Below are 25,582 nucleotides of genomic sequence, written 5' to 3'. Positions count from 1 at the left end.
GAATCGACTGCGGCACAAGTCAGCCGCGCCGCATTCGGCGCTTGATAGAAAAAGAGGACCAGGCCACGTGCGATACGCTTATGGTGTGACTTCGGCGCTGCTGCTCGCAGGCAGCGCACTGACCCTGGTGACAGGCTTTCCCGCAGGCGCGCAAGTCGCGCAGAACGACCAGTCGGAGATGCGCAGCGTCGTCCCGCGCGCCGGTGCGCCGTCGAGCTTCGCCGATCTTACGCAGCAGCTCCAGCCTGCGGTGGTGAACATCTCCACCCGCCAGCGCGTGAAGGTGCAGAACAACAACCCCTTCGCCGGAACGCCGTTCGGCGATCTGTTCGGCGGCGGTCAGGGCGGCAGCCCGCAAACGCGCGAGGCGCAGTCGCTGGGCTCGGGCTTCATCATCTCTGCCGATGGCTATGTGGTCACGAACAACCACGTGATCACTGCCGACGGGCAGGGCGAGGTCGAATCGATCACCGTCACCACGCCTGATGGCACCGAATATCCTGCCAAGCTGATCGGCAAGGACGCGGCTTCGGACCTCGCGGTGCTCAAGATCAGCCGCCCGACGGCTTTCCCGTTCGTGAAGTTCGGCGATTCGCGGAAGGCGCGCGTGGGTGACTGGGTGATTGCCATCGGCAACCCCTTTGGCCTTGGCGGCACGGTCACGCAGGGGATCATCTCGGCGGTCTATCGCAACACCGGTTCGGGCTCGGCCTATGACCGCTATCTGCAGACCGACGCCTCGATCAACCGGGGCAACTCGGGCGGTCCGATGTTCGACATGGCGGGCAACGTCATCGGCATCAACAATGCGATCTTCTCGCCCACCGGCGGCTCGGTCGGCATCGGCTTTGCCATCCCGGCGGAAATCGCAGCGCCCATCGTCGACAAGCTGCGCGCAGGTCAGGCGATCGAGCGCGGCTATCTCGGCGTACGCATCCAGCCGCTGTCGGAAGACCTCGCTGCATCGCTCGGCTTGCCGAAGAACCGCGGCGAGTTCATCCAGGCGGTCGAGCCCGGACAGGCAGCGGCCAAGGCCGGCATGCAGGGGGGCGACGTCGTCGTGAAGGTCGATGGCAAGGAGGTCACGCCCGACCAGACCCTGTCGTTCATCGTCGCCAACACCACGCCGGGCAAGCGCATCCCGATCGAACTTATCCGCAATGGCCAGCGCCTCACGGTGCAGACCGTCGTCGGCAAGCGCCCGAGCGAGGAAGAGCTCGCCCAGCAGACCTTCGACCCCGATGCGCAGGACGACGACCAGTTCGGCCCCAATAGCAAGCCGCAACAGCAGCAGGGCCCCAGCGTCCTGCAAGGCTCGCTCGGCATCGCCGCCATCCCGCTGACCCCGCAGATCGCCCGCCAGCTCGGCGCAGGCGAAGATGCCAAGGGCGTGGTCATCACCGCTGTCGACGCTTCGTCCGATGCAGCGTCCAAGCTGCAGCGCGGCGACATCGTGCTATCGGCCAACTACATAAACGTGACCAGCATCGCTGATCTCGAAAAGATTGTACGGTCTGCCAAGACCGAGGGCCGCGAGGCCGTGCTTCTGCGCATCCAGCGCCGCGGCCAGCCGGTAGTATACATGCCGGTCCGCATCCGCTGATCAACACAAACGACGAAATAGAAGAGGGCCGCCCCATCAGTGGAGCGGCCTTTTTTTGTTGGGACGATCAAACCATCTTGAGCCGTCGCCCCGGCGCAGGCCGGGGTCCATAACCCCTCGCAAATCGCAACGTCTGCGTCTCAACGAAAGCCCATGGATCCCGGCCTGCGCCGGGATGACGAGCAAGTGGTAAGGTCACCATTCAGCAGAGCATCGGCAGAACGCCGACCAGAAAGCTCCATCGTCCACCCACCCCAAACCGTCACCCCGGCGTAGGCCGGGGACCACAACCTCTCTTATCACGCGGCGAATGCGTCTCAACGAGAGGCAATGGGTCCCGGAGTTTGCCGGGATGACGTGGTAGAAACAGCCTGTTCGATCAATAAGTCGACGGCGGATCGCTGGCCGGGAAGCTTTCGTCGGAGGCTTGGTCGATCTTGTCCCAGCGCTTGGGGTCGGACCGCATTCCTTCCACCCCGGCCGAGCGGACCTGCGAAAAGTTTCCGCCCGGCTCCTCCCCTTGCGCGAACGCGGCAGGGGCGTGTTCGGTCTTGTTCTTCTGCACCGCGCGATAGATCGCGTATCCGGCCGCACCAGCGACCGCCCATTGCAGCAGGCTCATGGTTCGTCTCCTCAATCGGAAGGCGTAATCGCCTCCCATCGAGCAGCCAACGAACGGACAGCCAAAAGGTTCAGGCCGTAAAAGATTCAGGGGTTGGTCGCAGGTCTCGTAGTGGTAGGCCTCGGACGCATCCCGGCAGCGGGAGGCACGGTTTCCGGATCGCGCCGACCGGTCGCCCGGTTGAGGAAATCGTCATTCGCGGCCTGCGGAACTTCCGGCGGCACGCCTTCGGGTGGAGCATCGGGATCAAACCCGTCGCCGTTGTCCGCCTGCCTGCGCGAAGGATCGACGAGATTGCCCTGCTCGTCGACGTAGAAGTAGTCGTCGGGATTGCCCTGCATCGCCTCTCCATCGGGCTCCAGCTGCCATTGCGGCAGCTTCAGCTCGGTGTCGAATTGCTCGACCGGGCGCTTGCGCGTGGCGACCTTCATGTAGGCGGCAAAGGCGCGCGCTGGGGCCGCACCGCCCTGCAGGCCGGGCACCGCCTTGGCATCGTCACGGCCCATCCACACGCCGGTGGTGATCCCGCTCGAAAAGCCGAGGAACCAGCCGTCCTTGTTGGAAGTCGTCGTACCGGTCTTGCCCGCCACCGGCCTCCCGATCTGCGCGGCGCGGCCCGTGCCGATATTTACCGCGGTCTGCATCAGGTCGGTCATCCCCGCCGCGACATAGGGCGGGACCAGCTGCTGCGCAGTGTCGGGCCGGTGCTTGTAAAGCACTTCGCCATCGGTCGTCGTCACCTTGCGGATGCCATAGGGCGTCACCGACATGCCCTTGGCCTGCACCGAGGCGAAGGCGCGCACCATGTCGATCACCCGCGCTTCGGATGATCCCAGCACCATCGAGGGCAGCGTGTTTATAGGCGTGGTGATGCCGAAGCGGCGTGCCATGTTGGCGACAGTGCCGAAGCCGACCTCGTTGCCGAGCTGCGCCGCCACGGTGTTCTTGGAATAGGCGAACGCGGTGCGCAGGTCGATTTCGCCAGCGTAGCGGTTGCCGTCGTTGCGTGGCGTCCAACCGTCGATCGTCACCGGCTCGTCGACGACGCGGTCATCGGGCGTGTACCCGGCTTCCAGCGCGGAGAGATAGACGAACAGCTTCCATGCCGAACCCGGCTGCCGCACGGCGTTGACCGCGCGGTTGTAATTCGAGGTCACGTAATCGGTGCCGCCCACCATCGCCAGCACCGCGCCATCGCGGTCGAGCGAGACCAATGCGCCTTGCGCGCCCTTGGGTGCAAAACCGGCAATCGCGCTGGTCGCTGCCTTCTGCGCGATCGGGTCGAGCGTGGTCCAGACCTCGATCGGCTTGTCGTTCTCGGGCAGGATCAGGTCGAGCTGCGGCAGGGCCCAGTCGGTGAAGTAGCGCGCCGAGTTCTGGCTGCCGCGATCCTCCACCATCTTCACGGCCTTGAGATCGACCGCCTGCGCTTCCTGCGCGGTCAGCACGCCTGAGTTCTGCATGGTCTGCAGAACTACGCCGGCACGGCCCACAGCGGCATCGGCATCGGCGGTCGGCGAATAGCGCGACGGCGCCTTTACCAGGCCAGCGATGATCGCGGCTTCGGGCAGGGTGATCTCCTCGCCCGAATGGCCGAAGAACTTGCGCGCGGCGCTGTCGATGCCATAGGCGCCGCCGCCGAAATAGACCTTGTTGAGATAGAGTTCGAGGATCTGGTCCTTCGAGAACTTCTGCTCCAGCGCCAGCGCCAGCACCCATTCGCGCGCTTTGCGACCGAACGTCTTGGTATTGTTGAGGAAGATGTTACGGGCGAGCTGCTGGGTGATCGTCGAGCCGCCCTGCTTCCACGTCCCGCTCTCCACGCGGACCATCAGCGATCGGGCAACGCCGATCGGATCGACGCCCCAATGGCTGCGATAGCGCCGGTCCTCGACCGAGATCATCGCATCCTTCATCACCTGCGGAATGCGCTCGTAGGGCACCCATTTGCCGTAGCTCGGGCCGAGCGTGACGATCTCCGATCCGTCAGCCGCACGCACGACGATCATCTGACCGGTCTGGCTCGACTTCAGTTCGCTGTAGCCGGGAAGCGAGCGCATGGTGACCGCCACCGCCACGGCCAGCGCAATCGTGCCGAGCAGCGCAAAGCCCGCACCCCACGCAAGGATGCGGCGAAACCACCGTCCCAGCGTGGAGCTGCCTTTGGGTTGCGGTTCGGACCTGCCGCCGTCGGGGCGGCGGGGAATGTCCCGTCTGGCCATCAGTCTTTTACCGCTTCCCTCATTCAGAGCCGGTCTGCGAGCAGCCCCGGCGCACTCCTGCGGCCCTCTGCATAGGCCAGTTGTAACGCAGGGTTAACCGCTAATTCGGCAAACGACCGTCAGGCTCCGCCCAAGCTCAGTCCTCGGGCGTGAAATCGAGCGAGGCGCTGTTCATGCAGTAGCGCAGGCCCGTAGGGTTGGGGCCATCAGGGAACACGTGGCCAAGATGCCCATCGCAACGCGCGCAACGCGCCTCGATGCGGACCATGCCGTGCGAGGTGTCGCGGTGCTCCTCGATCGCACCCGGTTCGACCGGCGCATAGAAGCTCGGCCAGCCCGATCCGCTGTCATACTTGGTGTCGGACTTGAACAGCGGCGCGCCGCAACCGGCACAGTGATATTCGCCGCTTGCCTTGTTCTTCTCGTAGGCGCCGGTGAAGGCGCGCTCGGTGCCGCCCTGGCGCAGCACGTGATACTGCTCGGGCGAGAGGCGCTCGCGCCATTCGGCATCGCTCAGGTTCATCTTGTCGGGCATCTGGGGATCTCCTTTGCCGCGAATATGGGGAGCCTGCACCCGTCGCTCAATAGTGCGACTTCTCGGCCGGCTTGGCGAGGTCGTAGCAATGGGCGATTTCGTAGCGGTCGACCTCGGCGGTGCCATCGGCAGCGGTGCCGCCCATCGCCGTGCGTGCTTCGGACAGCTTTCGGTCGGCATCGTCTCCCGTGCCTCCCGCCGCGATCAGCGCCTCGCGCTCGCGCGCAGCCAGCACCGAGGCGAGCGTCCTCAGATCCTGCGCCGCCGGGCTCATCCCCTCGCGGCCGTGGACTTCGTCATAGGCGATGCCGAAGATCGCGGCGCACTGGCTGAGGTTGGGCATGGCGAGCGGAGCGACCTTGGCATCGAGCCTGGCGACGCAGGGCTTTGCGAGGTCGGCCAGCGCCTTGTCCGGATCGGATGCTGTCTGCAGTGCGCGCACCTCCACAGCGATCAGTTCGCGAACCTGTTCGCGCGACAACTGCCCTTCCTTCATCGCCGCCTCACCCGAATCGGCAAAGAAGCGCTTGCCCCGCACGGCGAGTTGAGGCCATCCGGCCAGCATTTCGCCGCTGGATTGCTCAAGCGAGACAAGGGCAAAGGCCGCAGAACAGCGCAAGTCCTCATGGGTCTGTGCGGACAGGGCCGGAGCCTGCTGTGCTTGTGCCGGCACAAATCCAACTGTCAGAGGCAGAAGGGCAACTCTCGCGAGCAGAGCGGTAACTCTAAAGGGTATTTGCATAGCCGGATCATAGCGCAAAAAGGGGCCGCGAACAGGGTTGCTGTTCGCGGCCCAATGACCTTGACGGTCAGGGATTGCACCCCCGGCAGGGTATCGTTCCGGGAATGCGCTGGAGATCGAAAAGTGGGCTTATCCGGCAGCCGCTTCGTTGCAGCGGGCAAGGTCCTGCGCGGCAAGCTCGCCTTCAGGCGTGGCAAAACGGGCGACGGGGCCGACCTTCTGAGCGAGGCGGGCGCAGACGATGACCGGGCGCGAGGTGTCGCGGGCGGCGGAGCATTCGGCGCCTTCGCACTTCCACAGCACACCCTTCTGGACGAGCTTCTGCGTGCCATCCATCGGACGGGTCAGCGTGACTGAATAGAACGGTCCGTTGGTTGCGGCACGGGCGGTTTCAGCGGTGACGGCAAAGCTGACGGTGGTGCCGACGAGGGCGAGGACCGCCGGGAGGAGCTGGCGCAGGGCGCCGCTGGTCTTGCTTGCAAACATTGTTCTTCCCCTGGATTACCTTGTTTAGGGCTTCGGAAATTGCGGGGTTCTGGAGAGGATGCTATTTCCGTTGCGAATCGATACCTATCAATATAGGTTGCAGGTTGCAACTAGAAACTTAAACAGGTCCCGCGAATGGGCTATGCAAAGGATGACATGGACAAACTTCGTGAGCCCCACCTTAGAGAACCACTCGGCGAAATCGCCCAGTGCGGCCTGCCCTGCGCGCTTGAAGCGATGGGCGAGCGATGGTCCTTCATGATCCTGCGAGCCGGGTTCAACGGCGTGCGCCACTTCGAGGATTTTCTCGAGCAGCTCGGCATTGCCCGCAACATCTTGTCGAACCGCCTTTCGCGCCTGGTCGAGGCGGGCATCCTCAAGCGCGAACACTGCGCCGATGATCGCCGCCGCATCGAATATCGCCTTACGCCCAAGGGCATCGACCTGCTGCCCGCCATGCTGGCGCTGCGCCAGTGGGGCGAGAAGTGGGAACTTGGCGTTCCGGCAAACCCTGTGCTGTGCGACGCGCGCGACGGTCAGCCGATCGCACAGATCGGCATCCAGTCGCACGATGGCCGCAGGCTCTCGCCCGAAGACCTGACTTGGCGGGATCGTGCCGAACTCGAGAAGAAGCCGACCGGCCCTGCGCTGCGCGAAGCGAGTTGAGGAAAAAGGGGCCGCCCGTTTCAGGACGACCCCTCAAGTTTGACCCGGTGGGGGACTGGATCCGCCGGGTTTGCAAGCTGCCGGGATCAGCGGACAGCAAGATCGGACTTGGATTTGGCTGAGGCGAGCGCCGTTGCCTGCACGGCGCCTGCCTTGGCCTTGCGGGCATCGGCGAGCGACTTGACGAAGCACTGGCGGGCCGATTCCCATTCAGACGAAGGCAGGTCCATCTGGCTCAGCCCGCACACTTCCTTGGCGGCCTTGCGCAGCCGGGCATCGAGCTGCTTGCTGCCGTCCTTGGTGGACAGATCGAGATCGTGATAGTGCACCATCTTTTCGGCGGCCTGAGCAGGCTGGCTGGCGGAAAGAGCGAGGCCGAGGAGGCCGGCGGAGAACAGGGTCTTTGCGAACATGGCAACTTCCTTCGACGGGATGCCGGCGAGGGAACCGGCTGGGGGTGTTTTTCGCGGCTGTTCCGGCTCTTCCGGTGCACCGCATGCATTCTCGCTACGCCCGACCGACGATGAAATCTTGCGCGTCTCGACCAGCTTTCCGTTACGTCCGACAAGTGCTTAGCGCGTCCGACGAAATGCAATTTCAACTCCACGAACTGCAGGTGTGACAATCCCATGGCGTTTCAATAAGGTCGGGCAGGCGCATGGCGATTCTGATCACCTTCCTCCTCGGCATCGGCAACTTCGCGCTTCACCGCGCGGTGATGGACAGCGGGCACCCGATTGTCGGCCGCATGCCGTGGATCGTGCACAGCCTGGGCGGACGGTTCACGCTGGTCGTGGAGTTCGCGCTGCTGCTCGGCGCGCTGCTGTTCGCATCGGAAGGCAACGTCGGCGGACCGATTGCCTATGTGGTCTATTCGATGCTCAACAGCTTCTCGGCCTGGCTGATCCTGACCGATCGGGTATGACGCGGAACCTTGAGGCGCGCCACCGGTTCAGGGCGTGATGGAACACTCCCCTCTCTGGCTCCTGACCAATTCGGCAAGCGGCAGCAACACCGACTCTGCTGTGGATGAAGTCGCCGCCTCGCTAGCTGCCGCGGGCCATGCCCCCGGTCGCGTCATCCGCTTCCCCGACGAAGATCTCCCAACGGGCGAGGAACTCGATGCTGCAGGTGTTGCCACCCTTGCGATCTTCACCGGCGACGGGACGATAAATGCGGCAGGTTCGGCGCTGGAAGGATGGGGTGGCGCACTGCTGGTCCTGCCCGGCGGCACCCAGAACCTGCTCGCAAAGTCGCTCCACGGCGATGTTCCGGTCGAGGCGATCACCGGAGCCCTCTCAAGCGCACGCAAGATCCGTCGTCGTGCCATCCGCACCTCGCAAGGTGCTGGCCTGATCGAAGTGCTGGCCGGGCCGGGCGCGATGTGGGCAGACGTCCGTGAAGGCGTGCGCGATCTCGATCTGGCCACGATCGCAGAGAGCTTCGGCAATGCCTTTCGTGAAACCCGCGACGGCCCCGGCGTGCGGCTGACCGATCCGGTCGCAGGCAAGGCAGAAGGCTATCGCGCTGTCCGCATCGGCTGCAGCGGAGACCAGCTCGAAGCCGACGGCTATGACTTTGCCGACTTTGGCGAGTTCGCCGCGCAAGGATTTGCCATGCTGGTCAAGCGTGATTTCCGGCAGGGACCGCATGACGAACTCGGCACCTTCGATGCTGTCACGCTGGTGAGCGAGGCGCCGATTGCGCTGATGATCGATGGTGAACGACGCGAAGGCGGCCGTGAAGAGCGGATCACCTGCGACACCTTTGCGCTCGACTTCATTTCGACCGCGCCCGCAGGAGCTTGACCGCCGCGCCCGCAGCGACGATCAACCCTCGCGCATGACCCGCATCTTTCACATCAGCGACATCCATTTCGGCCTCGAGGACCGCCGCGCGCTCGACTGGGTGGCGCAGTGCATCGCGCGCGAGAAGCCCGATGCCGTGGCGATCACCGGCGACCTGACGATGCGCGCGCGCCATCGCGAATTTGCGGCGGCCTGCCACTGGATCAAGGCGCTCGACGTGCCGGTGACGGTCGAAGTCGGCAATCATGACCTCCCCTACTTCAACCTGATCGAGCGTTTTACCGATCCCTATCGCCGCTTCCGCTCGATCGAGGGCGTGCTGGAACGCGAGTTGCCGATTCCGGGCGCGAAGATCGTGCCGCTCAAGACAACCGCACGCGCGCAGTTCCGGCTCAACTGGTCGAAGGGCGCGGTCGGAAAGGCGGCACTGGCGCATACGCTGGCCGCGATCGATGCGCTTCCCGCAGGCACCCGCGCCATCGTCGCCTGCCATCACCCGCTGGTCGAGGCCGGAACGCGCGGCAAGGCGCTGACCCGCGGCGGCGACCGTGCGCTGGCCGAACTGGCGAGCCGCAACGTGCTTGCCGTCCTCTCGGGCCACGTCCACGACCCTTTCGACCTCATCCACCCCACGGTCAACGGCCCCGTGCGGATGATCGGGGCCGGCACGCTCAGCCAGCGCGTCCGCTCCACCCCGCCCAGCTTCAACGAACTGACGCTGGAAGGCGAGACCATCGCGGTGCGCGTGCGCAACCTCGAACATGTGCCCACCCGCGACATGATGATCGACGATGTGCCGGAGAACGCGCTGCCGCCGAGAAACGAGGGCGAACCCGTAGCGCCTGTGGGAGCGGTGCCCGCTTTCGATCCGCCAGTGCACTGATCGGCAAAACCTATACCAACGCCCCTAGTGCGAATCCTTATGCCCTCTTGGGCATGGTCTCTACGCCTTACCGTGTAACCCAAGGAGGAGCCAGAGTTCCTGCGTCGTCGTCGCTGCGCGCAAGTGGCTCGCTAAAAAGGAGCTATGGTGGCGATGCTTGACTGGTTTGAACGTGATGCGCCGATCCGCGAGAAATTCACGGCTCTCCTCGTCGTCTATAGCGCACTTTCGGGCCTTGGCCTGGTTGCGACCATTCTTGGGGCCTATGATCTGGCACCGCAGATGGTCTCGCTTGGCATTGCCCTGACTTCGGTCGGAGCGATCATTGCAACGACCCTGGTCGCCAAGGACCGCATCTGCACGCCCTACGTGAACACCGTATTGCGCATGGAAGGGCTTGCCGAGGGAGATACCCAGAGCCCCATCCAGTACACCGACCACCGCGATTGCGTGGGCCGCATGACAAAGGCCATGGCGACCTTCACCGAGAATGCGCTGGAGGTCGAAAAGGCAAAAGTCGCGCAGGAACTGGTTGTCTCTGCACTCAAGACCTCGCTGGGCGCCCTTGCCGCCAACAGGCTCAACTGCGCTATCGAGCAGCCCTTTCCAGGCGTCTACGAGGATCTGCGCCTCGACTTCAACCGCGCGGTCAGTGCGTTGAACGAAGCAATCAGCAGCGTCGAGCAGACCGCTCAGAGCGTCATGACCGGATCGCAGGAAATCAATTCCGCATCGGATGATCTCGCCCGGCGGAACGAGCAGCAGGCCGCGAGCATCGAAGAAACATCGGTGGCACTCAATCAGGTCACGGTTGGCGTCCATGCGATGGCAAGATCGGCCGACGATGCCCGTGACTCGATCGCCCACACCCAGGAAGAGGCGAGCAATGGCGGGGTGGTCGTGAACAAGGCCGTCGACGCAATGGCCGCGATCGCCAAATCCGCCGAAGAAATCAGCCAGATCATCGGGCTCATCGATGGCATTGCCTTCCAGACCAATCTGCTGGCGCTGAACGCGGGTGTCGAAGCTGCGCGGGCCGGCGATGCCGGAAAGGGCTTTGCCGTGGTCGCCACCGAAGTGCGGGCCCTCGCCCAGCGCTCTGCCGACGCGGCCCGCGACATTCGCACGCTGATTTCGACATCGAGCGAGCAGGTTGCCTCGGGCGTGAGCATGGTGGGGCAGACCGGCCTTGTCCTGTCCGGAGTTCTCAATCGCGTCGGAGAGATCAACACGCTCGTATCGCAGATCGCGACCAACGCGCAGGAGCAGGCAATCAGCCTGCAACAGATCAACACAGCAGTCGTGGACGTGGACCGCGTCACACAGCAGAACGCCGCCATGGTCGAGGAATCCACGGCAGCGGCACGGTCACTGGCGCAGGAGGCCGCCGAACTGGTAAAGGTGGTGCAACGGTTCGAGACAGGTCGGCGCAGTGCAACGCTGATACGGCCGGCAGTGCCCGCCGCGCAGCCGCTCTACCAATCCCACGGCAATGCCGCGCTGAAGGCTGTTCCCGCACATGACTGGTCCGAGTTCTGAGCAGACCCGGCCCCGCCCTGACTACTTCCCGAGCACCGTGATCTCGAGCCCTGTCGCGCCGATGTCCAGCAGGCGGTCGATGTTCGGATGCGCACCGGGACGGGCCATCGCGTCAGGCGTATGCTCGCCGAACACGGCAAGGCCGTGCGCCGCAGCTGCGGCATCGAGCTTCCCGAAGCACAGCTTGAGATAGTTGTAGACTGCGAGCGAGCCCTGCTTGCCCGGTTCGTTGGCAATGCTGGCGACGACGGTGCCTGCGGCATCGCTCAGGTCGATGCGCGCAATGCCGTCGATGGAGGGCAGCAGGGCGAGGTTGTCCTTGAAGGACGCGGTCGGCTCAATCGGGGTCATCGTGGTCCTACGGGCATGTTGTCGATCAGGCGGGCCGCGCCGATGCGCGCAGCGACGAGGAGACGGGCGGGGTGCCCGGAATACCGGTCCAGCGATTCGAGTGAGGCGGCATCGCGCAAGTCGGCATAGTCGACCGAGGCGAAGCCGGTGGCGAGGATGTCCGCCTTCAGCGTCGCGAGGCTTTCAGCAACATCGGCGCCGCCCTCGATCGCGGCAATGGCGCGACGCATCGCGGCCGACAGGCCCGCCGCATTGCTCCGCTCGGCCTCGGTCAGATACTGGTTGCGGCTGCTCATGGCGAGACCGCTCGGCTCGCGCACGGTCTCGACGCCGATGATGTTCGAGACGTGGGGCTGGGTCAGGTCGAGGTCGCGCGCCATGCGGCGGATGATGGCAAGCTGCTGCCAGTCCTTCTCGCCAAACAGGGCAAAGTCAGGGCGGACCTGGTTGAACAGCTTGCACACCACCGTGGCCACGCCGTCGAAATGGCCGGGACGTGCGGCCCCGCAGGCAACCTCGCTCACGCCCGAAACGCTGATGTTGGTGGCATAGCCATCAGGGTACATCTGATCGACCGTGGGCGCCCACAGGATCGCCACGCCCTCGGCCTCGAGCAGGGCCGCGTCGGCGGCGAGGCGGCGGGGATAGGCGTCGAGATCCTCGTTCGGGCCGAACTGGCGCGGGTTCACGAAGATCGACGCGACAACGTGATCGGCGCATTGGCGGGCCTGCCGCACCAGCGTCAGGTGGCCTTCGTGCAGCGCGCCCATGGTGGGGACGAACGCGACCGTTTTTCCCCCGTTTTTGAGCGCATCGACCGCTTTGCGCAGGTCTTCCAGCCGGTTGATCGTTTGCACCTTGGCAGCCACTCCACTAAGTCGGACTGGACGGGCGATACGGGCGGCGAACGCCTCTCGCAAGCCTGACGCTGCAACAACCGAGAGAGTACCCAGCCTTGTCCAGCGCCTTGTCCCATGGCCCTCATCGCATTGTCTTCGCCAACGAAAAGGGCGGCACCGGCAAGTCCACCACTGCGGTGCACGTCGCCGTGGCGCTGGCCTATCAGGGCGCGCGTGTGGCGACGATCGACCTCGACCACCGCCAGCGCACGATGCACCGCTATTTCGAGAACCGCGCCGAGACGATGAAGCGCCGCGAGATCACGCTGCCGACGGCGACGTTCGAAGTCTTCGGCGGGGACAACGTCGAGGACCTCGACGCGCTGACCGAGCGGCTTGCCGAAACCTGCGATTTCATCATCTACGACACGCCCGGCCGCGACGACGTGATGGCCCGCCACGTGGCGACGCGCGCGGATACGCTGGTCACGCCGCTCAACGACAGCTTCGTCGACTTCGATTTGATCGGACAGGTGGACGCCGAGACCTTCAAGGTTCGCCGCCTGTCGTTCTATGCCGAGCTGATCTGGGAAGCGCGCAAGAAGCGGGCCATGGCCACGATCAAGGATGCGCGGCGCGAGATGGACTGGGTCGTGGTGCGCAACCGCACCGGCTATACCGAAGCGCGCAACCAGCGCCGCATCGACCAGGCACTGACCGAACTGTCCAAGCGCGTGGGCTTCCGCGTGGCTAGCGGACTTTCCGAACGCGTGATCTATCGCGAGCTGTTCCCGAGCGGACTGACCCTGCTCGACAAGGGACATCTCGGCGAACTCGGCACCAGCCATCTGGTCGCGCGGCAGGAACTGCGCACGCTGGTGATGGGGTTGAACCTGCCGGTGCCGGCAAAGAATGCCCCAGAACCGAAGCTGGAAAGCGCGGCCTGATGATCAAGTTGCTCACGCTTGTCGCCCTTGTCAGCATTGCCTGCAAGCTGCTGTCAGGACGCTGGCCGTGGGAACTGCTGCAGGGAGACTCCCGCGCGGCGAACGAGAAGCGGGCACGCAATCTCCTCGGGCTGGGCGCGGGGGCGGGCTATGACGAGGTGATCGAGGCGCATCGGCGGCTCATCCAGAAAGTCCACCCGGACCGCGGCGGCAGCAGCGAGGCGGTCCATGAAGCCAATGCCGCGCGCGATCTGCTCCTCGCGCGGCTCACGGACCGGCGCGGCGGCTGAAACGACGGGCGCGCCGATCGTCTGACATGGCCCACGACTTCCACCCTTCGATCCTGCGCGAGTACGACATTCGCGGCGTATTCGGCGAAACGCTGAGCGCGGACGACGCGCGCGCGGTCGGGCGCAGCTTCGGTTCGGTCGTTCGTTCGCGTGGCGGCAGCCGCGTGGCGGTGGGTTACGACGGAAGGATCAGTTCCCCCGTGCTCGAACACGCACTGGTCGAAGGGATAACCGCAAGCGGTGTGGACGTGGTGCGAATCGGACTTGGCCCAAGCCCGATGCTCTACTTTGCAGCGACTCCTGCCGCGGGCGCCTTAACCCCAGAGGTGCAGGGCGGCATTCACGTAACCGGCAGCCACAATCCCGCCAATCACAATGGCTTCAAGATGGTACTTGAAGGTGCGCCGTTCTTTGGCGGGGACATAGAGTATCTCGGGCGCATCGCTTGTGAAGGACAGTGGGCGTCTGGCCGGGGCAGCGTCCAAAACGCCGACATTGCCGGAGCCTATGTCGATTGCCTGCTCGGCGCCCTCGAGGGGATCGACCAGGTTGCTCTCGACCGCCTGAGCATCGGCTGGGATGCCGGCAACGGCGCTGCGGGCCCCGTCATCGAGGCGCTTACGGCGCGACTGCCTGGACGGCATGCCCTTCTTCACACGAGCGTGGACGGCCATTTTCCCAACCATCATCCTGATCCGACTATCGAAGCCAATCTCGCCGATCTGAGGGCGGCTGTCGTGGCGCGAAGGCTCGATTTCGGACTTGCCTTCGATGGCGATGGCGACCGGATCGGGGCTGTCGACGGCAAGGGCCGGGTTGTGTGGGCGGACCAGCTGCTGGCAGTCTATGCGCAGGACCTGCTGCACGATCAGCCAAACTCAACGATAATCGCGGATGTGAAGGCCAGCTCGACCCTGTTCGAGCGGATCGCCGCGCTCGGCGGCGTGCCGCTGATGTGGAAGACCGGGCACTCGCCGATCAAGTCCAAAATGAAGGAGACAGGTGCGCCGCTCGCCGGAGAGATGAGCGGCCACGTGTTCTTTGCCGACAAGTACTTCGGATATGACGACGCGCTCTACGCCGCAGTCCGGCTGATAGCGGCAACGATCCGGATCGGGCAGTCGCTTGCCACCTTGCGCGATGCAATGCCGGAAATGGTCGCCACGCCCGAACTGCGCTTTGCCGTGCCGCGTGAGCGCAAGGTGGCTGCAGTCAGCGAAGTATTGGCGGCGCTCAAGGCTGAAGGGAGGCAGGTCAACGATACCGACGGGGTGCGCGTGGACACGCCCGACGGCTGGTGGCTGCTGCGATCCTCAAACACCGAGGACGTGCTGGTGGTGCGCGCCGAGGCCCGTGATGCGGGCGGACTGGACCGGCTCATGGCCGAAGTCGATGCTCGGCTGAAGTCCGTAGGATTGTCGCGCCCGGACTGATGCTTTGCGCTTGCCAAGCGCGCAAGGCCTGTCGCATCACGCCGCTTGACCAGAACGGGAAGACGAATGCTCATCGGGATCGATCTGGGGACCACCAACAGCGCGGTGGCCCTGTGGCAGGCAGACGACAATGGCGGGGGACAGGCGCAGCTGGTGCCCAATGCGCTGGGCGCGCTGCTGACGCCTTCGGCCGTATCGGTCCTGCCGGATGGAACGACGCTGGTCGGCGCGGCCGCGCTCGAGCGTGTGGGCCTCAAGGACGGGGCAACCGCCACCAGCTTCAAGCGCTTCATGGGCACCGACCGCAAGGTGAAGCTGGGCAAGAAGGAGTTTTCCGCCGAGGACCTTTCCGCGCTGGTCCTGATGGCGCTGCGCGACGACGTGACCGCGCTGACCGGCACGCGCCCGACCGAGGCGGTGATCACGGTCCCTGCCTATTTCAACGACCGCCAGCGCAAGGCCACCCGGCGCGCGGGCGAACTGGCGGGGCTCACCGTCCGCCGCCTTATCAACGAACCCACCGCCGCCGCGCTCGCCTTCGGGCTTCAGGACAAGGAGGAGCGCGAACCGTTCCTGGTCTTCGACCTTGGCGGTGGCACGTTCGATGTCTCGATCGTCGAGATGTTCGAGGGCATCGTCGAGGTACGCGCCTCTGCTGGCGACAACCGGCTGGGCGGAGACGATTTCAACACCGCGCTGGCAACGGCGGTGCGCGGGCGGCTCGATCCTGACGGTCTGCTTGGCAAGCTCGGCGATCAACGCGCGCAGGCCCTGCTGCTGCAGGCTGCCGAAAAGGCCAAGCGCGCGCTGAGCGAGGCGCAGGAGACCGAATTCGCGCTGACCGTGGAGGACCGGCGGCTTTCGACCACTGTAACTACCAGCGAATTCGAAGCGCAGGCAGAGGGGCTGATCAAGCGCTTGCGCGATCCGGTGGTGCGCGCGCTGCGCGACAGCCAGATCGATGCCGCAAGCCTGAGCGAAGTCGTGCTCGTCGGTGGCGCCACGCGGATGCCGGTGGTGCGCAAGGCGATCACCCGCCTGTTCGGGCGATTTCCCAATTCCTCGGTCCACCCTGACCACGCCGTGGCGCTGGGCGCGGCGATTCAGGGTGGGCTGATCGCGCGCGACGGCGGGCTCGAGGAAATCCGCATCACCGACGTCTGCCCGTTCACGCTTGGCATAGAAACCGCGGAACATTCGGCGCGCGGCACGGTGCAGCAGGGCCTGTTCTCGCCGATCATCGAGCGCAATACCCCGGTGCCAGTCAGCCGCTCGGGCCTCTACAGCACGATCTCCGACAACCAGAAGCAGATCGAGGTGAAAATCTATCAGGGCGAGGCGCGCGAGGTCTCGGGCAACGTCCACCTCGGCCAGCTCAAGGTGCCGGTGCCGCCGCGCCCCGCAGGCGAAGTGTCGATCGACGTGCGCTTTTCCTACGACAGTTCGGGCCTGCTCGAAGTCGACGTCGAAGTGCCGCTGACCGGCGCGAAGCACAATCTGGTGATCATCGACGAGGAGGATCGCCGGGCCGCGAACGATCTTGAATCGCGGCGCAAGGCGCTGGCCGCACTCAAGCATCACCCGCGCGAGGAAGCGGGCAATCAGGCTCTGCTGGCACGGGCGGAGCGCTGCTACGAGGAGTTCCTCGGCGACATTCGCGCCCACGTGGGTGACAGGACGCGCATGTTCGTCGCCGCGCTCGACAGCCAGGACCCGCGCCGGATTGCCGATGCAGCGGCAGGGCTCACCGAACTGCTCGACATGCTCGAAGCGAACCCGCCGCTTTGACGCCAACGCAGGCCTGGAAAGTCCTCGGGATTGCCAAGACGCCGGAAGTGGCGGCGATCCGTCGCGCCTATGCCGATCGGCTCAAGGCGATGGATGTCGACAAGGACGTCGCTGGCTATGCCCGGCTGCGCGAGGCGCGCGACGCGGCGCTGCGCTGGGCAAGGATGCAGGCCGCCAAGCCCGCAGCCGAGGAGGAGTTCGATCCTTTCGCGGGCGTGACCCCGCTAGAGGAACCCGAAGCCTCTACCGAGCCGGACCCCGAGCCTTCCAGCTGGCTCTATGCCGCACCCGAGGCCAAGGGCGAATCCGACCCGAGCCTGACGACGCGGCTGGGCGGCGCTGCTCCCAAGCTTGATGTGGTCAGCGGTTTTTCGGCGGCACAGGCTCCGGCGGATCAGGCCATCGCCGTGGCGCGCGATCCGTTTGCGCGCCCCGTGCTGCTGGGCCTCGAGGCAACGTCGGATGCGGTCATGCCGGCATGGGCACACGAACAGGCGCTCTATCGCCTGCTTCTGCCCGAAGCCCAGGACGACGAGCTTCCCCCGCTCGAGGGGTGGGAAGAGGCTATGGCGCTTGGCCATCTCAAGGCCGTGCTGCGACATGCCGAAACGGTCAGCGTGACCGGCTTCGACGAAATCGACAACTGGCTGGCGCGCATCCTTGCCGATGCATGGCCACGTTCGGCCCCGCTGCTCGAACCCGCCGCCGCGCTTTTCGGCTGGGAGAGCGAGCGTGGGCAGGTTTCCGAGCGGCCTGCCGTCGCATTCCTCAACGCCCGCCTGCGCGGCCTGCGCTTCCGCGAGAAGGTGGAGGACCCCAAGCACCCGCTGCACAAGGCGTGGAAGGAACTGACCACGCCCGCCCAGCAGGGAAGCCGCAAGGGCTGGTTCGTCAAGCGTGCGGAAGTCGACCAGTTGCTCGAGGGGGTGCGGCGCAACTTCCCTGAACTGGAACACCACTTCGATCCCTGGCGGGTTGCGCTGTGGGAGAAGCCGTCAGGCAGCGATGTCGGGCAGGGCTGGTTCAGCAACGGGCGGCTGATCGCCTTTGCCGTCATCCTGCTGATCCAGGTCGCGCGATTTGCCTTCAGCGACAATGATCGGCAGTCAGCGCCACCGCCGGTGCCGCCGATAGAGCTTTCGTCCGCCGAAACGGCGCGCGAGCAGGAGATCATCAATCGCGCGGTGACCACGGTGTTCGGGCCGGAGATCACCTTCGACGGGCTGCAGTCGCTCCAGCCCGATCTCGCCGCGCTGTTCAGCGCCAACCGCACCATCGCACGCAGCGACGGCAGCAGTGACGAGGTCTATGTCGCAAAGGTCCACGATCTGGTGCGCGAGCGCATGTACATGACCGCGCTGGTCCAGAAGGGCCAGTTGCTGTCAGACGTCCAGCGCATCCGCGCAGACATCCTGCGCGCGGCGCGCAAGTCTGGTGCGGCGCAGTGCATGGCCTACGTGCGCACGCGCAGACTGGCGCCCGAAGTCTCGATCCCCGTGGCGCTGCAACTGCGCGAGCGCGATCTGGCCACGCGCATGCTGGATGCACGCCAGTTGGGGCCGCCGCAGCGGATCGCGCCCGGCACGGCCAGCGTGCCGGGGCCGCTGGTCGAGAAGGTCATGACCGCCACCGGCCTTCCGGACAAGCGCGTCAGCCAGGCGATGGGCAACAAGGGGTCCGATGCCGACCAGTGCGCCGTGACCATAACCCTGATTGACGCCACTCTGGCTTGGAAGGGATCGGCCAAGGAGCGCGAGGCGATCCTTTCGGTTCTGTGAGACCGTCCCTATCTTGAGGGCAATGACGCCCTCGTCCGACATTCTGGCCTCCTCCATCACCGACTGGTTTACCGCGCGCGGGTGGCGCGTGCGGCGGCATCAGAGCGAAATGCTGGAGGCGGCGCGGGCGGGGCAGCACGCGCTACTGGTGGCCGATACCGGCGCGGGCAAGACGCTCGCCGGCTTCCTGCCGACTCTGGCGGACTTTGCTGGCGACAATCCTCCCGGCGACGGCCTGCACACGCTCTACGTCTCGCCGCTCAAAGCCTTGGCGCATGACGTGCAGCGCAACCTGCTCACGCCCATCGGCGATATCGGCCTGAACGTGCGGGTGGAGACACGCAGCGGCGATACGCCGTCCGATCGCAAGGCGCGCCAGCGCGCAAAGCCCCCGCACGTCCTGCTGACCACGCCCGAATCGCTCTCGCTGCTGCTGAGCTATCCCGAAGCTGCGACGATGTTCGCCGGTTTGAAGCGGGTGATCGTGGACGAGGTCCATGCCTTCGCCACCGGCAAGCGCGGCGATCTGCTGGCGCTGTCGCTGGCGCGGTTGCAGGCGCTGGCACCGGGCATGCGGCGTGTGGCACTTTCGGCGACAGTGGCCGATCCGCAGGACTTCTGCGCCTGGCTCGCGCCCGATGGCGATGCCGCTTCGGTGCGGCTGGTCGAGGGCGAGGAAGGCGCCAGGCCCGAGCTTTCGATCATGAACCCCGAGGACCAGCGCGTGCCGTGGGGCGGTCACGCGGCGGCATGGGCCGTGCCGCAGCTCTATGACGAAATCCGCCGCAACAAGACCACGCTGATCTTCACCAACACGCGCTTCCTCGCCGAGTACATCTTCCAGCTGTTGTGGGACGTGAACGACGACAAGTTGCCGATCGGCATCCACCACGGCTCGCTGTCCAAGGAGGCGCGGCGCAAGGTGGAAGGCGCGATGGCGCGGGGCGAGCTGCGCGCGCTGGTCTGCACTGCCAGCCTCGATCTTGGCGTGGACTGGGGCGACATCGACCTTGTCGTCCAGATGGGCGCGCCCAAGGGCTCATCGCGCCTGCTCCAGCGCATCGGCCGCGCCAACCACCGCCTCGATTGCCCGAGCCGCGCACTTCTCGCGCCGGGCAACCGCTTCGAGTTTCTCGAAGCCTTCGCCGCGCAGGAAGCGGTCCACGAAGGCCGCCGCGATGGCGAGGACTTCCGCCCCGGCGGGCTCGACGTGCTGGCGCAGCATGTGATGGCCTGCGCTTGCGCCGGGCCGTTCGACGAGACGGCGCTCTATGCGGAGGTGCGGTCGGCCCATCCCTATCGCTGGATTGACGCGGCGCAGTGGCAGCGGGTTTTGGCGTTCGTGGCGACGGGCGGCTACGCTCTGCGCGCTTACGACCGGTTCAAGCGCATCGTGCGCGACCGCAACGGTACATGGCGTCTGACCCATCCCGAGCATGCCGCGCGGCATCGGCTCAACGCAGGGATCATCGTCGATTCCGAGATGCTGGAAGTGCGCTTCCGCAACGGACGCTCGCTGGGCAAGGTGGAGGAAAGCTTCGGCGCGACGCTCTCCCCCGGCGACACGATCCGCTTTGCCGGCATGGACCTGGAAGTCGAGGGCGTGCGCGATCTCGAATTGATCGTGCGCGCGGCGAAGAAGCCCGGCCAGATCCCCAGCTACATGGGCGCACGCCTGCCCCTGACAACGCACCTCTCCGACCGTGTGCGGGGCCTGCTTGTGGACCGCGCAGGTTGGTCGCGCTTTCCCGACGACGTGCGCGAATGGCTGGAAATGCAGGACTGGCGCAGCAGATTGCCGGGGCCGGGCATGCTGCTGGCGGAGAGTTTTCCGCACCAGAACAAGCACTACACCGTCTATTACACCTTCGAAGGCTGGAACGCCAACCAGTCGCTCGGCATGCTCATCACGCGCCGCATGAACGAGCGCGGGCTGATGCCGCTGGGCTTTGTCGCCAACGACTACTCCCTGGCAGTATGGGGAGCGCGGCCCGTGCTCGATCCAGCACCGCTGCTCTCGCCCGATATCCTTGCGCACGAGTTCGTGGAATGGGTGCAGGAATCGCACCTCCTGCGCCGCGCCTTTCGCGAAGTTGCGGTGATCTCCGGGCTGGTCGAGCGCCAGCATCCGGGCAAGCGCAAGTCGGGCAAGCAGGTGACGTTCTCGACCGACCTGATCTACGACGTATTGCGCAAGTACGAGCCCGACCACCTGCTGCTCGAGGCCGCCTGGGCCGATGCGCGGGCGCGGATGACCGATGTGGGGCGGCTAGGGGATTTGCTCGACCGCGCCGCGGGCCAGCTGGTCCACGTCGAACTCGACCGCGTCAGCCCGCTGGCGGTGCCGGTGCTGGTGATGATCGGCCGCGAGACGACGCCTGCGGGCGCTGCGGATGACGAACTGCTGGTAGAAGCCGAGAGTCTGGCTGCGGCGGCGATGCGGGCGGACTAACACCATCTCACATTTCCGTCATCCCGGCGAAGGCCGGGATCCATGACCTGTAACGAGAGTCCATGGCCCCGGCCTTCGCCGGGGTGACGGTCAAAAGCTGGGGGTCAGTTCGTCTCGCGCGCCAGCCGGTCGGCCAGTTCCGCAATCTCCGATGGATCGAGCAGCCACGTCCGCGTCGCCCGACCCTCGCGATGGATCGGCTTGGTCAGCAGCACGCGTGCGTTGTCGCGTGCATGGGGCTTGTAGAGCCCATAGTGCAGAGCGCAGTCGCGGATCGTGCCGATGATTGGCGCGCGGCCTTCGAGGTCGATCATCGTGGCGGGCTGGTCCCACGGAATATCGTCGGTGAAGGCCACGATCAGACGTCCAGATTCGCCACGTTCAGCGCATTTTCCTGAATGAATTCGCGGCGCGGTTCGACGATGTCGCCCATCAGGCGGGTGAAGATCTCGTCGGTCACGTCGGCGTCCTCGACCTTCACCTGCAGGAGCGAGCGGTTGTCGGGATCGAGCGTGGTCTCCCACAGCTGCTCGGCGTTCATTTCGCCAAGGCCCTTGTAGCGCTGGATCGACAGACCCTTGCGGCCACCGGCAAAGACTGCGTCGAGCAGTTCCGAAGGCCGCGTGATCGCGTCCTTGACCTTGGCGGCAGGAGCAGTTGCGGGGGCTTCGTCGTCACCTTCAGCCACGACCGCAGGTTCGGCCTCGACCGGCGCCGTGCTGGCGCGAACCAGACGGGCCATGCCGGCATAGACTTCGGCGTTTTCGGCCGCGAGCCGCGCCAGCTTGCGCGCTTCGGCGCTGACGAGGAACCCGGCTTCGATCACGTGATGGTCGGTCACCCCGCGCCACACGCGCTTGACGTGATAGCCGCCCTCTTCGGCAAGCTCGACCGTCCAGCGCGCTTCGCCATCGCCACGGTTCAGCCAGTCGGCCGCGCGGACCAGCGCCGCATCGCGCTCGGCCCCGGCAATGGCGTGTTCGAGCGAGCCCGACAGTGCCAGCGCCTCGATGATCGCGGTGTTGTAGCGCCGAGGCACGAAGGCCATCAGGTTGCGCAGGCGCAAAGCGTGTTCGACCAGTGCTTCGAGATCGGGACCACTGCGCGCACCACCGGTGGTTTCCAGCACGCGCCCTGAAAGTCCGGCTTCGACGAGGTAGCGATCGAGCGCGGCGTTGTCCTTGAGATAGACTTCGCTGCGGCCCTTGGCGACCTTGTAGAGCGGCGGCTGGGCGATGAAGAGATGGCCCGCCTTGATGATGTCGGGCATCTGCCGATGGAAGAACGTCAGCAGCAGCGTGCGGATGTGTGCACCGTCGACGTCGGCGTCGGTCATAATCACGATCTTGTGATAGCGCAGCTTGTCGAGGTTGAATTCGTCACGCAGGCCCGTGCCCATCGCCTGAATCAGCGTGCCGACTTCCTTCGAACCGATGATACGGTCAAACCGGGCGCGCTCGACGTTGAGGATCTTGCCCTTCAAGGGCAGGATCGCCTGCGTCTTGCGGTCACGTCCCTGCTTGGCAGAGCCGCCTGCCGAGTCACCCTCGACCAGGAACAGTTCGCACTTGGCGGGATCGCGTTCCTGGCAGTCGGCGAGCTTGCCCGGCAGCGAGGCGATGTCCATCGCCCCCTTGCGGCGGGTCAGTTCGCGGGCGCGCTTGGCCGCTTCACGCGCGGCGGCGGCATCGATCACCTTCTGGATGATCGCCTTGCCGTGCGCGGGATTTTCCTCGAGCCATTCAGCCATCTTGTCGGCCATCAGGCTTTCGAGCGGCTGGCGCACTTCGGAGGAAACCAGCTTGTCCTTGGTCTGGGAGGAGAACTTGGGGTCGGGCAGCTTGACCGAAACGATGGCGGTCAGCCCCTCGCGCATGTCGTCGCCGGTAAGGGTGACCTTCTCCTTCTTGAGCATGCCCGAACGCTCGGCATAGCCGTTCAGCGTGCGGGTCAGCGCCGCGCGGAAGGCCGCGAGGTGCGTGCCGCCATCGCGCTGCGGGATGTTGTTGGTGAAGCACAGCACGTTTTCGTAGTAGCTGTCGTTCCATTCCAGCGCGACGTCGATGCCGATGCCATCGCGGTTGGCCGAGATCGCCACCGGCTCGGGCATCAGGGCCTGCTTGTTGCGATCGAGGTATTTCACGAAGGCCGCGATGCCGCCAACGTAATAGAGATCGTGCTCCTTGACCTCCTCGTGGCGCTTGTCGCGCAGCAGGATGCGTACGCCCGAGTTGAGGAAAGCGAGTTCGCGGTAGCGGTGCTCTAGCTTGTCGAAATCGAACTCGAGCACGTTCTTGAAGGTCTCGTGGCTGGCCTGGAAGGTCACGCGGGTGCCCTTCTTGCCTTCAGGAGCGGGCCCGCGCACTTCGAGCGGCGCGACGGCATCGCCGTGCGCGAACTTCATCCAGTGCTCCTTGCCGTCGCGCCAGATGGTCAGCTCCAGCCATTCCGACAGGGCGTTGACCACCGAGACGCCGACGCCGTGGAGACCGCCCGAAACCTTGTAAGCGTTGTCGTCCGAGGTGTTCTCGAACTTCCCGCCCGCGTGGAGCTGGGTCATGATCACTTCGGCTGCCGAGACGCCCTCTTCGGTGTGAATATCGGTCGGGATGCCGCGGCCGTTGTCTTCGACCGAGACCGAACCATCGGGGTTCAGTTCGATCAGCACCAGATCGCAGTGCCCGGCCAGCGCCTCGTCGATCGCGTTATCCGAAACCTCGAACACCATGTGATGGAGGCCCGATCCGTCGTCGGTATCGCCGATGTACATGCCGGGGCGCTTGCGGACCGCGTCGAGGCCCTTCAAAACCTTGATGGAATCGGCGCCATAGGCGTTGGTGTTCGGTGTGTTTTCGTTGGTGCTGGCCATAGTTTGCACATAGGCACGAAAGGGCAAAAACCCAAGCGAATCCGCCTTGTTTTACACAGCGACGGGCCTGAAATCGTCGACTTCGGAGCGAGCACGGCACAAGGCTGTAGGCAAGGGCGCGCAATCTTGCTGATATGCCTCTTTCGGGGCCGTCCGCTGCCCTGCAAACAGGGGTTCCGCCATGCGCAAGATTTTCGCCCTCGGGGTCGCTACCAGCCTGCTTTCCGCCCCCGCGTCGGCCGCCGAAAGCCCGCTCCGTCCCGATCAGCTGGCCTATCGCGATCTGCTCAAGGAAATGGTCGAGACCGACACCTCGATCACCACCGGAAGCTGCACCGCTCTTGCCGACAAGATCGAAGGCCACTTGCGCAAGGCCGGCTTCACCGACGCCGAGATTCATCGCTTTGCCGTGCCAGAAGCGCCGAAGGAAGGCGGGATCGTGGCGATCCTGCCGGGCACTTCGAAGACGGCCAAGCCGATCCTGCTGCTCGGCCACCTTGATGTCGTCGTCGCCAAGCGTGAGGACTGGACCCGCGATCCCTACACCTTCATCGAGGAAGGCGGCTACTTCTACGGGCGCGGCGTGGCCGACATGAAGGCGATGGACGCGATCTGGGTCGACATGTTCATGAACTTGCGCAAGGCAGGGCAGAAGCCGAAGCGGACGCTCAAGCTGGCGCTGACCTGCGGCGAGGAAACCAGCACGGCGTTCAACGGCGTCAAGTGGCTGACCGAGAACCGCAAAGACCTCATCGCCGCCGAATTCGCGCTGAACGAAGGCGGCTCGGGCCGGACCGACAAACGCCTCGATCAGGGCGGCAAGGTTGTCGTCCAGACCATCCACGTGGGCGAGAAGACGCCGGTCAACTACCGCATCGAGGCGACCAACCCCGGTGGGCACAGCTCGGCTCCGGTGCGCGACAATGCCATCTACGAACTGGCCGACGCGCTCGTACGCATCCGCAATTTCGAATTCCCGCTGATGCTCAACGATACGACCCGCGCCTTCTTTTCCAAGGCCGGAGCGGCACGCGCGGACGACATGGGCAAGGCCATGGTCACCATCGCCGCCAACCCGGATGACAAGGCCGCCGAGGCCCTGCTCAACACCGACCGCTCGTTCCATTCGATGCTGCGCACGACCTGCGTCGCCACCCTGCTCGATGGCGGCCACGCCAACAACGCCCTGCCCCAGCGCGCAGGCAGCAATATCAACTGCCGCATTTTCCCGGGCGTTTCGGCTGAAGCAGTGCGCAAGACGCTCGAGGAGGTCATCGCCGATCCGCGCATGACCGTGGCCCGTACCGACAATCGCGGGCCGGATGCGGTTGCACCGCCGCTAGATCCGAAGATCCTTGGCCCAGCCGAAAAGCTGGTTGCCAAGTATTATCCCGGCGTACCCATGGTGCCGATGATGTCGACAGGCGCCACCGACGGCGTGTTCCTCGGCGCCATCGGCATCCCGAGCTATGGCCCGCCGGGCCTGTTCGGCGATCCCGATGGCAACGGCACCCACGGCCTAAACGAGCGTCTTGCCGTCAGGTCCGCGATGACCGGACGCGATCTACTGAACGAACTGGTGCGCACTTACGCGTTCTGAACCAACGTCCTGTGGAAACCCTGCGCGAGAGCCTCTTGACGGCGGACTCGCGCAGGTGTCTCTTGTGCACATGCGTAACACTGCGGTCACGAGGCTCAGCCATGACTGCCCCTGCGGAGGCGCGCCACA

Annotated in this window: 23 protein-coding genes; 13 read left to right on the top strand and 10 right to left on the bottom strand. The window is 65.3% G+C overall.

The features are described from left to right. Window positions 1–67 precede the first annotated feature (67 nt). Window positions 68–1,603, top strand: a complete 1,536-nt coding sequence (locus tag IQ25_RS08675; RefSeq protein WP_181447206.1) for a Do family serine endopeptidase — start codon at window positions 68–70, stop codon at window positions 1,601–1,603. Window positions 1,604–1,982: 379 nt separating this feature from the next. Here IQ25_RS08675 and IQ25_RS08670 read toward each other — a convergent pair whose 3' ends face one another. From IQ25_RS08670 to IQ25_RS08650, 5 genes are all read right to left on the bottom strand, one after another. Then, on the bottom strand, window positions 1,983–2,225 hold the full coding sequence (locus tag IQ25_RS08670; protein ID WP_144904802.1) for a hypothetical protein: 243 nt from the start codon (window positions 2,223–2,225) through the stop codon (window positions 1,983–1,985). 86 nt (window positions 2,226–2,311) lie between these two features. Further along, a complete protein-coding gene (locus tag IQ25_RS08665; RefSeq protein WP_144904800.1) occupies window positions 2,312–4,447 on the bottom strand; it encodes a transglycosylase domain-containing protein in 2,136 nt (711 codons plus the stop codon). Between the two features lie 136 nt (window positions 4,448–4,583). Continuing rightward, window positions 4,584–4,982 (bottom strand): peptide-methionine (R)-S-oxide reductase MsrB, encoded by a 399-nt coding sequence (gene msrB, locus IQ25_RS08660; protein ID WP_144904798.1) that lies wholly within the window; start codon window positions 4,980–4,982, stop codon window positions 4,584–4,586. A gap of 46 nt (window positions 4,983–5,028) precedes the next feature. After that, a complete protein-coding gene (locus tag IQ25_RS08655; protein WP_144904796.1) occupies window positions 5,029–5,655 on the bottom strand; it encodes a hypothetical protein in 627 nt (208 codons plus the stop codon). Window positions 5,656–5,853: 198 nt separating this feature from the next. Then, entirely contained in the window at window positions 5,854–6,210 is a 357-nt protein-coding gene (locus IQ25_RS08650) for a CC_3452 family protein (RefSeq protein ID WP_144904794.1), read from the bottom strand. Between the two features lie 156 nt (window positions 6,211–6,366). Between IQ25_RS08650 and IQ25_RS08645 the strand changes: the two genes are divergently transcribed. Next, a complete protein-coding gene (locus IQ25_RS08645; protein WP_258536991.1) occupies window positions 6,367–6,876 on the top strand; it encodes a winged helix-turn-helix transcriptional regulator in 510 nt (169 codons plus the stop codon). A gap of 86 nt (window positions 6,877–6,962) precedes the next feature. Here the strand turns inward: IQ25_RS08645 and IQ25_RS08640 are convergent, their stop codons facing one another. Then, window positions 6,963–7,289 carry a UrcA family protein gene (locus tag IQ25_RS08640; protein ID WP_144904791.1) on the bottom strand — a complete coding sequence of 109 codons (327 nt, stop codon included), beginning with the start codon at window positions 7,287–7,289 and terminating at the stop codon, window positions 6,963–6,965. Window positions 7,290–7,534: 245 nt separating this feature from the next. Here IQ25_RS08640 and IQ25_RS08635 point away from each other — a divergent pair, with 245 nt between their 5' ends. The 4 genes from IQ25_RS08635 (at window position 7,535) to IQ25_RS08620 (ending at window position 11,106) form a co-directional block, all read left to right on the top strand. Then, window positions 7,535–7,801 carry a hypothetical protein gene (locus IQ25_RS08635; RefSeq protein ID WP_144904789.1) on the top strand — a complete coding sequence of 89 codons (267 nt, stop codon included), beginning with the start codon at window positions 7,535–7,537 and terminating at the stop codon, window positions 7,799–7,801. A gap of 37 nt (window positions 7,802–7,838) precedes the next feature. Then, on the top strand, window positions 7,839–8,684 hold the full coding sequence (locus IQ25_RS08630; RefSeq protein ID WP_144904787.1) for a diacylglycerol kinase family protein: 846 nt from the start codon (window positions 7,839–7,841) through the stop codon (window positions 8,682–8,684). 34 nt (window positions 8,685–8,718) lie between these two features. Next, window positions 8,719–9,567: a metallophosphoesterase family protein gene (locus IQ25_RS08625; protein ID WP_144904786.1), complete on the top strand. Its 849-nt coding sequence runs from the start codon at window positions 8,719–8,721 to the stop codon at window positions 9,565–9,567. A gap of 153 nt (window positions 9,568–9,720) precedes the next feature. After that, on the top strand, window positions 9,721–11,106 hold the full coding sequence (locus IQ25_RS08620; protein WP_144904784.1) for a methyl-accepting chemotaxis protein: 1,386 nt from the start codon (window positions 9,721–9,723) through the stop codon (window positions 11,104–11,106). Between the two features lie 21 nt (window positions 11,107–11,127). On the opposite strand, the gene IQ25_RS08615 is transcribed toward IQ25_RS08620, so the two are convergent. Next, window positions 11,128–11,457, bottom strand: a complete 330-nt coding sequence (locus tag IQ25_RS08615) for a DUF2322 family protein (protein ID WP_144904782.1) — start codon at window positions 11,455–11,457, stop codon at window positions 11,128–11,130. Further along, entirely contained in the window at window positions 11,454–12,314 is an 861-nt protein-coding gene (panC, locus tag IQ25_RS08610) for a pantoate--beta-alanine ligase (RefSeq protein WP_144904780.1), read from the bottom strand. The genes IQ25_RS08615 and panC overlap by 4 nt, the downstream gene beginning before the upstream one ends. Before the next feature lie 98 nt (window positions 12,315–12,412). Between panC and IQ25_RS08605 the strand changes: the two genes are divergently transcribed. From IQ25_RS08605 to IQ25_RS08580, 6 genes are all read left to right on the top strand, one after another. Then, window positions 12,413–13,243, top strand: a complete 831-nt coding sequence (locus tag IQ25_RS08605) for a division plane positioning ATPase MipZ (protein WP_246415699.1) — start codon at window positions 12,413–12,415, stop codon at window positions 13,241–13,243. Beyond that, complete coding sequence (locus tag IQ25_RS08600) at window positions 13,243–13,533, top strand: J domain-containing protein (protein WP_144904776.1); 291 nt, start codon at window positions 13,243–13,245, stop codon at window positions 13,531–13,533. The genes IQ25_RS08605 and IQ25_RS08600 overlap by 1 nt, the downstream gene beginning before the upstream one ends. A 26-nt stretch (window positions 13,534–13,559) precedes the next feature. After that, window positions 13,560–14,966, top strand: coding sequence for a phosphoglucomutase/phosphomannomutase PgmG (pgmG, locus tag IQ25_RS08595; protein ID WP_144904773.1), 1,407 nt, complete (start codon window positions 13,560–13,562; stop codon window positions 14,964–14,966). Between the two features lie 66 nt (window positions 14,967–15,032). After that, window positions 15,033–16,754: an Hsp70 family protein gene (locus IQ25_RS08590; RefSeq protein WP_144904771.1), complete on the top strand. Its 1,722-nt coding sequence runs from the start codon at window positions 15,033–15,035 to the stop codon at window positions 16,752–16,754. Next, window positions 16,751–18,532: a hypothetical protein gene (locus IQ25_RS08585; protein WP_144904769.1), complete on the top strand. Its 1,782-nt coding sequence runs from the start codon at window positions 16,751–16,753 to the stop codon at window positions 18,530–18,532. Before IQ25_RS08590 ends, IQ25_RS08585 begins: the two co-directional genes overlap by 4 nt. Before the next feature lie 22 nt (window positions 18,533–18,554). After that, entirely contained in the window at window positions 18,555–20,984 is a 2,430-nt protein-coding gene (locus tag IQ25_RS08580) for a ligase-associated DNA damage response DEXH box helicase (protein WP_144905070.1), read from the top strand. Window positions 20,985–21,088: 104 nt separating this feature from the next. Here the strand turns inward: IQ25_RS08580 and IQ25_RS08575 are convergent, their stop codons facing one another. Both IQ25_RS08575 and gyrB read right to left on the bottom strand, forming a co-directional pair. Further along, the gene (locus tag IQ25_RS08575) at window positions 21,089–21,298 is read right to left on the bottom strand and encodes a hypothetical protein (protein WP_052242259.1); all 210 of its coding nucleotides are present in this window, start codon (window positions 21,296–21,298) and stop codon (window positions 21,089–21,091) included. A 44-nt stretch (window positions 21,299–21,342) separates the two neighbouring features. Further along, entirely contained in the window at window positions 21,343–23,853 is a 2,511-nt protein-coding gene (gene gyrB / locus IQ25_RS08570; protein WP_144904767.1) for a DNA topoisomerase (ATP-hydrolyzing) subunit B, read from the bottom strand. Between the two features lie 181 nt (window positions 23,854–24,034). Between gyrB and IQ25_RS08565 the strand changes: the two genes are divergently transcribed. After that, window positions 24,035–25,453, top strand: a complete 1,419-nt coding sequence (locus tag IQ25_RS08565) for a M20/M25/M40 family metallo-hydrolase (RefSeq protein WP_144904765.1) — start codon at window positions 24,035–24,037, stop codon at window positions 25,451–25,453. The last annotated feature ends 129 nt before the right edge of the window (window positions 25,454–25,582 follow it).

Source organism: Novosphingobium taihuense (assembly GCF_007830315.1).
GTDB classification, from domain to species: domain Bacteria; phylum Pseudomonadota; class Alphaproteobacteria; order Sphingomonadales; family Sphingomonadaceae; genus Novosphingobium; species Novosphingobium taihuense.
Note: the sequence above shows the minus strand (reverse complement) of the source record. Positions and strands in the feature narration are given on the sequence as shown.

Excerpts from the sequence above, each read along its gene's own strand:
- pgmG (WP_144904773.1), top strand. The coding sequence starts at position 13,560 with ATGGCCCACGACTTCCACCCTTCGATCCTGCGCGAGTACGACATTCGC.
- IQ25_RS08625 (WP_144904786.1), top strand. The coding sequence starts at position 8,719 with ATGACCCGCATCTTTCACATCAGCGACATCCATTTCGGCCTCGAGGAC.
- IQ25_RS08565 (WP_144904765.1), top strand. The coding sequence starts at position 24,035 with ATGCGCAAGATTTTCGCCCTCGGGGTCGCTACCAGCCTGCTTTCCGCC.
- IQ25_RS08645 (WP_258536991.1), top strand. The coding sequence starts at position 6,367 with ATGGACAAACTTCGTGAGCCCCACCTTAGAGAACCACTCGGCGAAATC.
- IQ25_RS08580 (WP_144905070.1), top strand. The coding sequence starts at position 18,555 with ATGACGCCCTCGTCCGACATTCTGGCCTCCTCCATCACCGACTGGTTT.
- IQ25_RS08640 (WP_144904791.1), bottom strand. The coding sequence starts at position 7,289 with ATGTTCGCAAAGACCCTGTTCTCCGCCGGCCTCCTCGGCCTCGCTCTT.
- IQ25_RS08590 (WP_144904771.1), top strand. The coding sequence starts at position 15,033 with ATGCTCATCGGGATCGATCTGGGGACCACCAACAGCGCGGTGGCCCTG.
- IQ25_RS08670 (WP_144904802.1), bottom strand. The coding sequence starts at position 2,225 with ATGAGCCTGCTGCAATGGGCGGTCGCTGGTGCGGCCGGATACGCGATC.
- IQ25_RS08635 (WP_144904789.1), top strand. The coding sequence starts at position 7,535 with ATGGCGATTCTGATCACCTTCCTCCTCGGCATCGGCAACTTCGCGCTT.
- IQ25_RS08650 (WP_144904794.1), bottom strand. The coding sequence starts at position 6,210 with ATGTTTGCAAGCAAGACCAGCGGCGCCCTGCGCCAGCTCCTCCCGGCG.
- IQ25_RS08630 (WP_144904787.1), top strand. The coding sequence starts at position 7,839 with ATGGAACACTCCCCTCTCTGGCTCCTGACCAATTCGGCAAGCGGCAGC.
- IQ25_RS08600 (WP_144904776.1), top strand. The coding sequence starts at position 13,243 with ATGATCAAGTTGCTCACGCTTGTCGCCCTTGTCAGCATTGCCTGCAAG.
- msrB (WP_144904798.1), bottom strand. The coding sequence starts at position 4,982 with ATGCCCGACAAGATGAACCTGAGCGATGCCGAATGGCGCGAGCGCCTC.
- IQ25_RS08615 (WP_144904782.1), bottom strand. The coding sequence starts at position 11,457 with ATGACCCCGATTGAGCCGACCGCGTCCTTCAAGGACAACCTCGCCCTG.
- IQ25_RS08575 (WP_052242259.1), bottom strand. The coding sequence starts at position 21,298 with ATGATCGACCTCGAAGGCCGCGCGCCAATCATCGGCACGATCCGCGAC.
- IQ25_RS08665 (WP_144904800.1), bottom strand. The coding sequence starts at position 4,447 with ATGGCCAGACGGGACATTCCCCGCCGCCCCGACGGCGGCAGGTCCGAA.
- IQ25_RS08620 (WP_144904784.1), top strand. The coding sequence starts at position 9,721 with ATGCTTGACTGGTTTGAACGTGATGCGCCGATCCGCGAGAAATTCACG.
- gyrB (WP_144904767.1), bottom strand. The coding sequence starts at position 23,853 with ATGGCCAGCACCAACGAAAACACACCGAACACCAACGCCTATGGCGCC.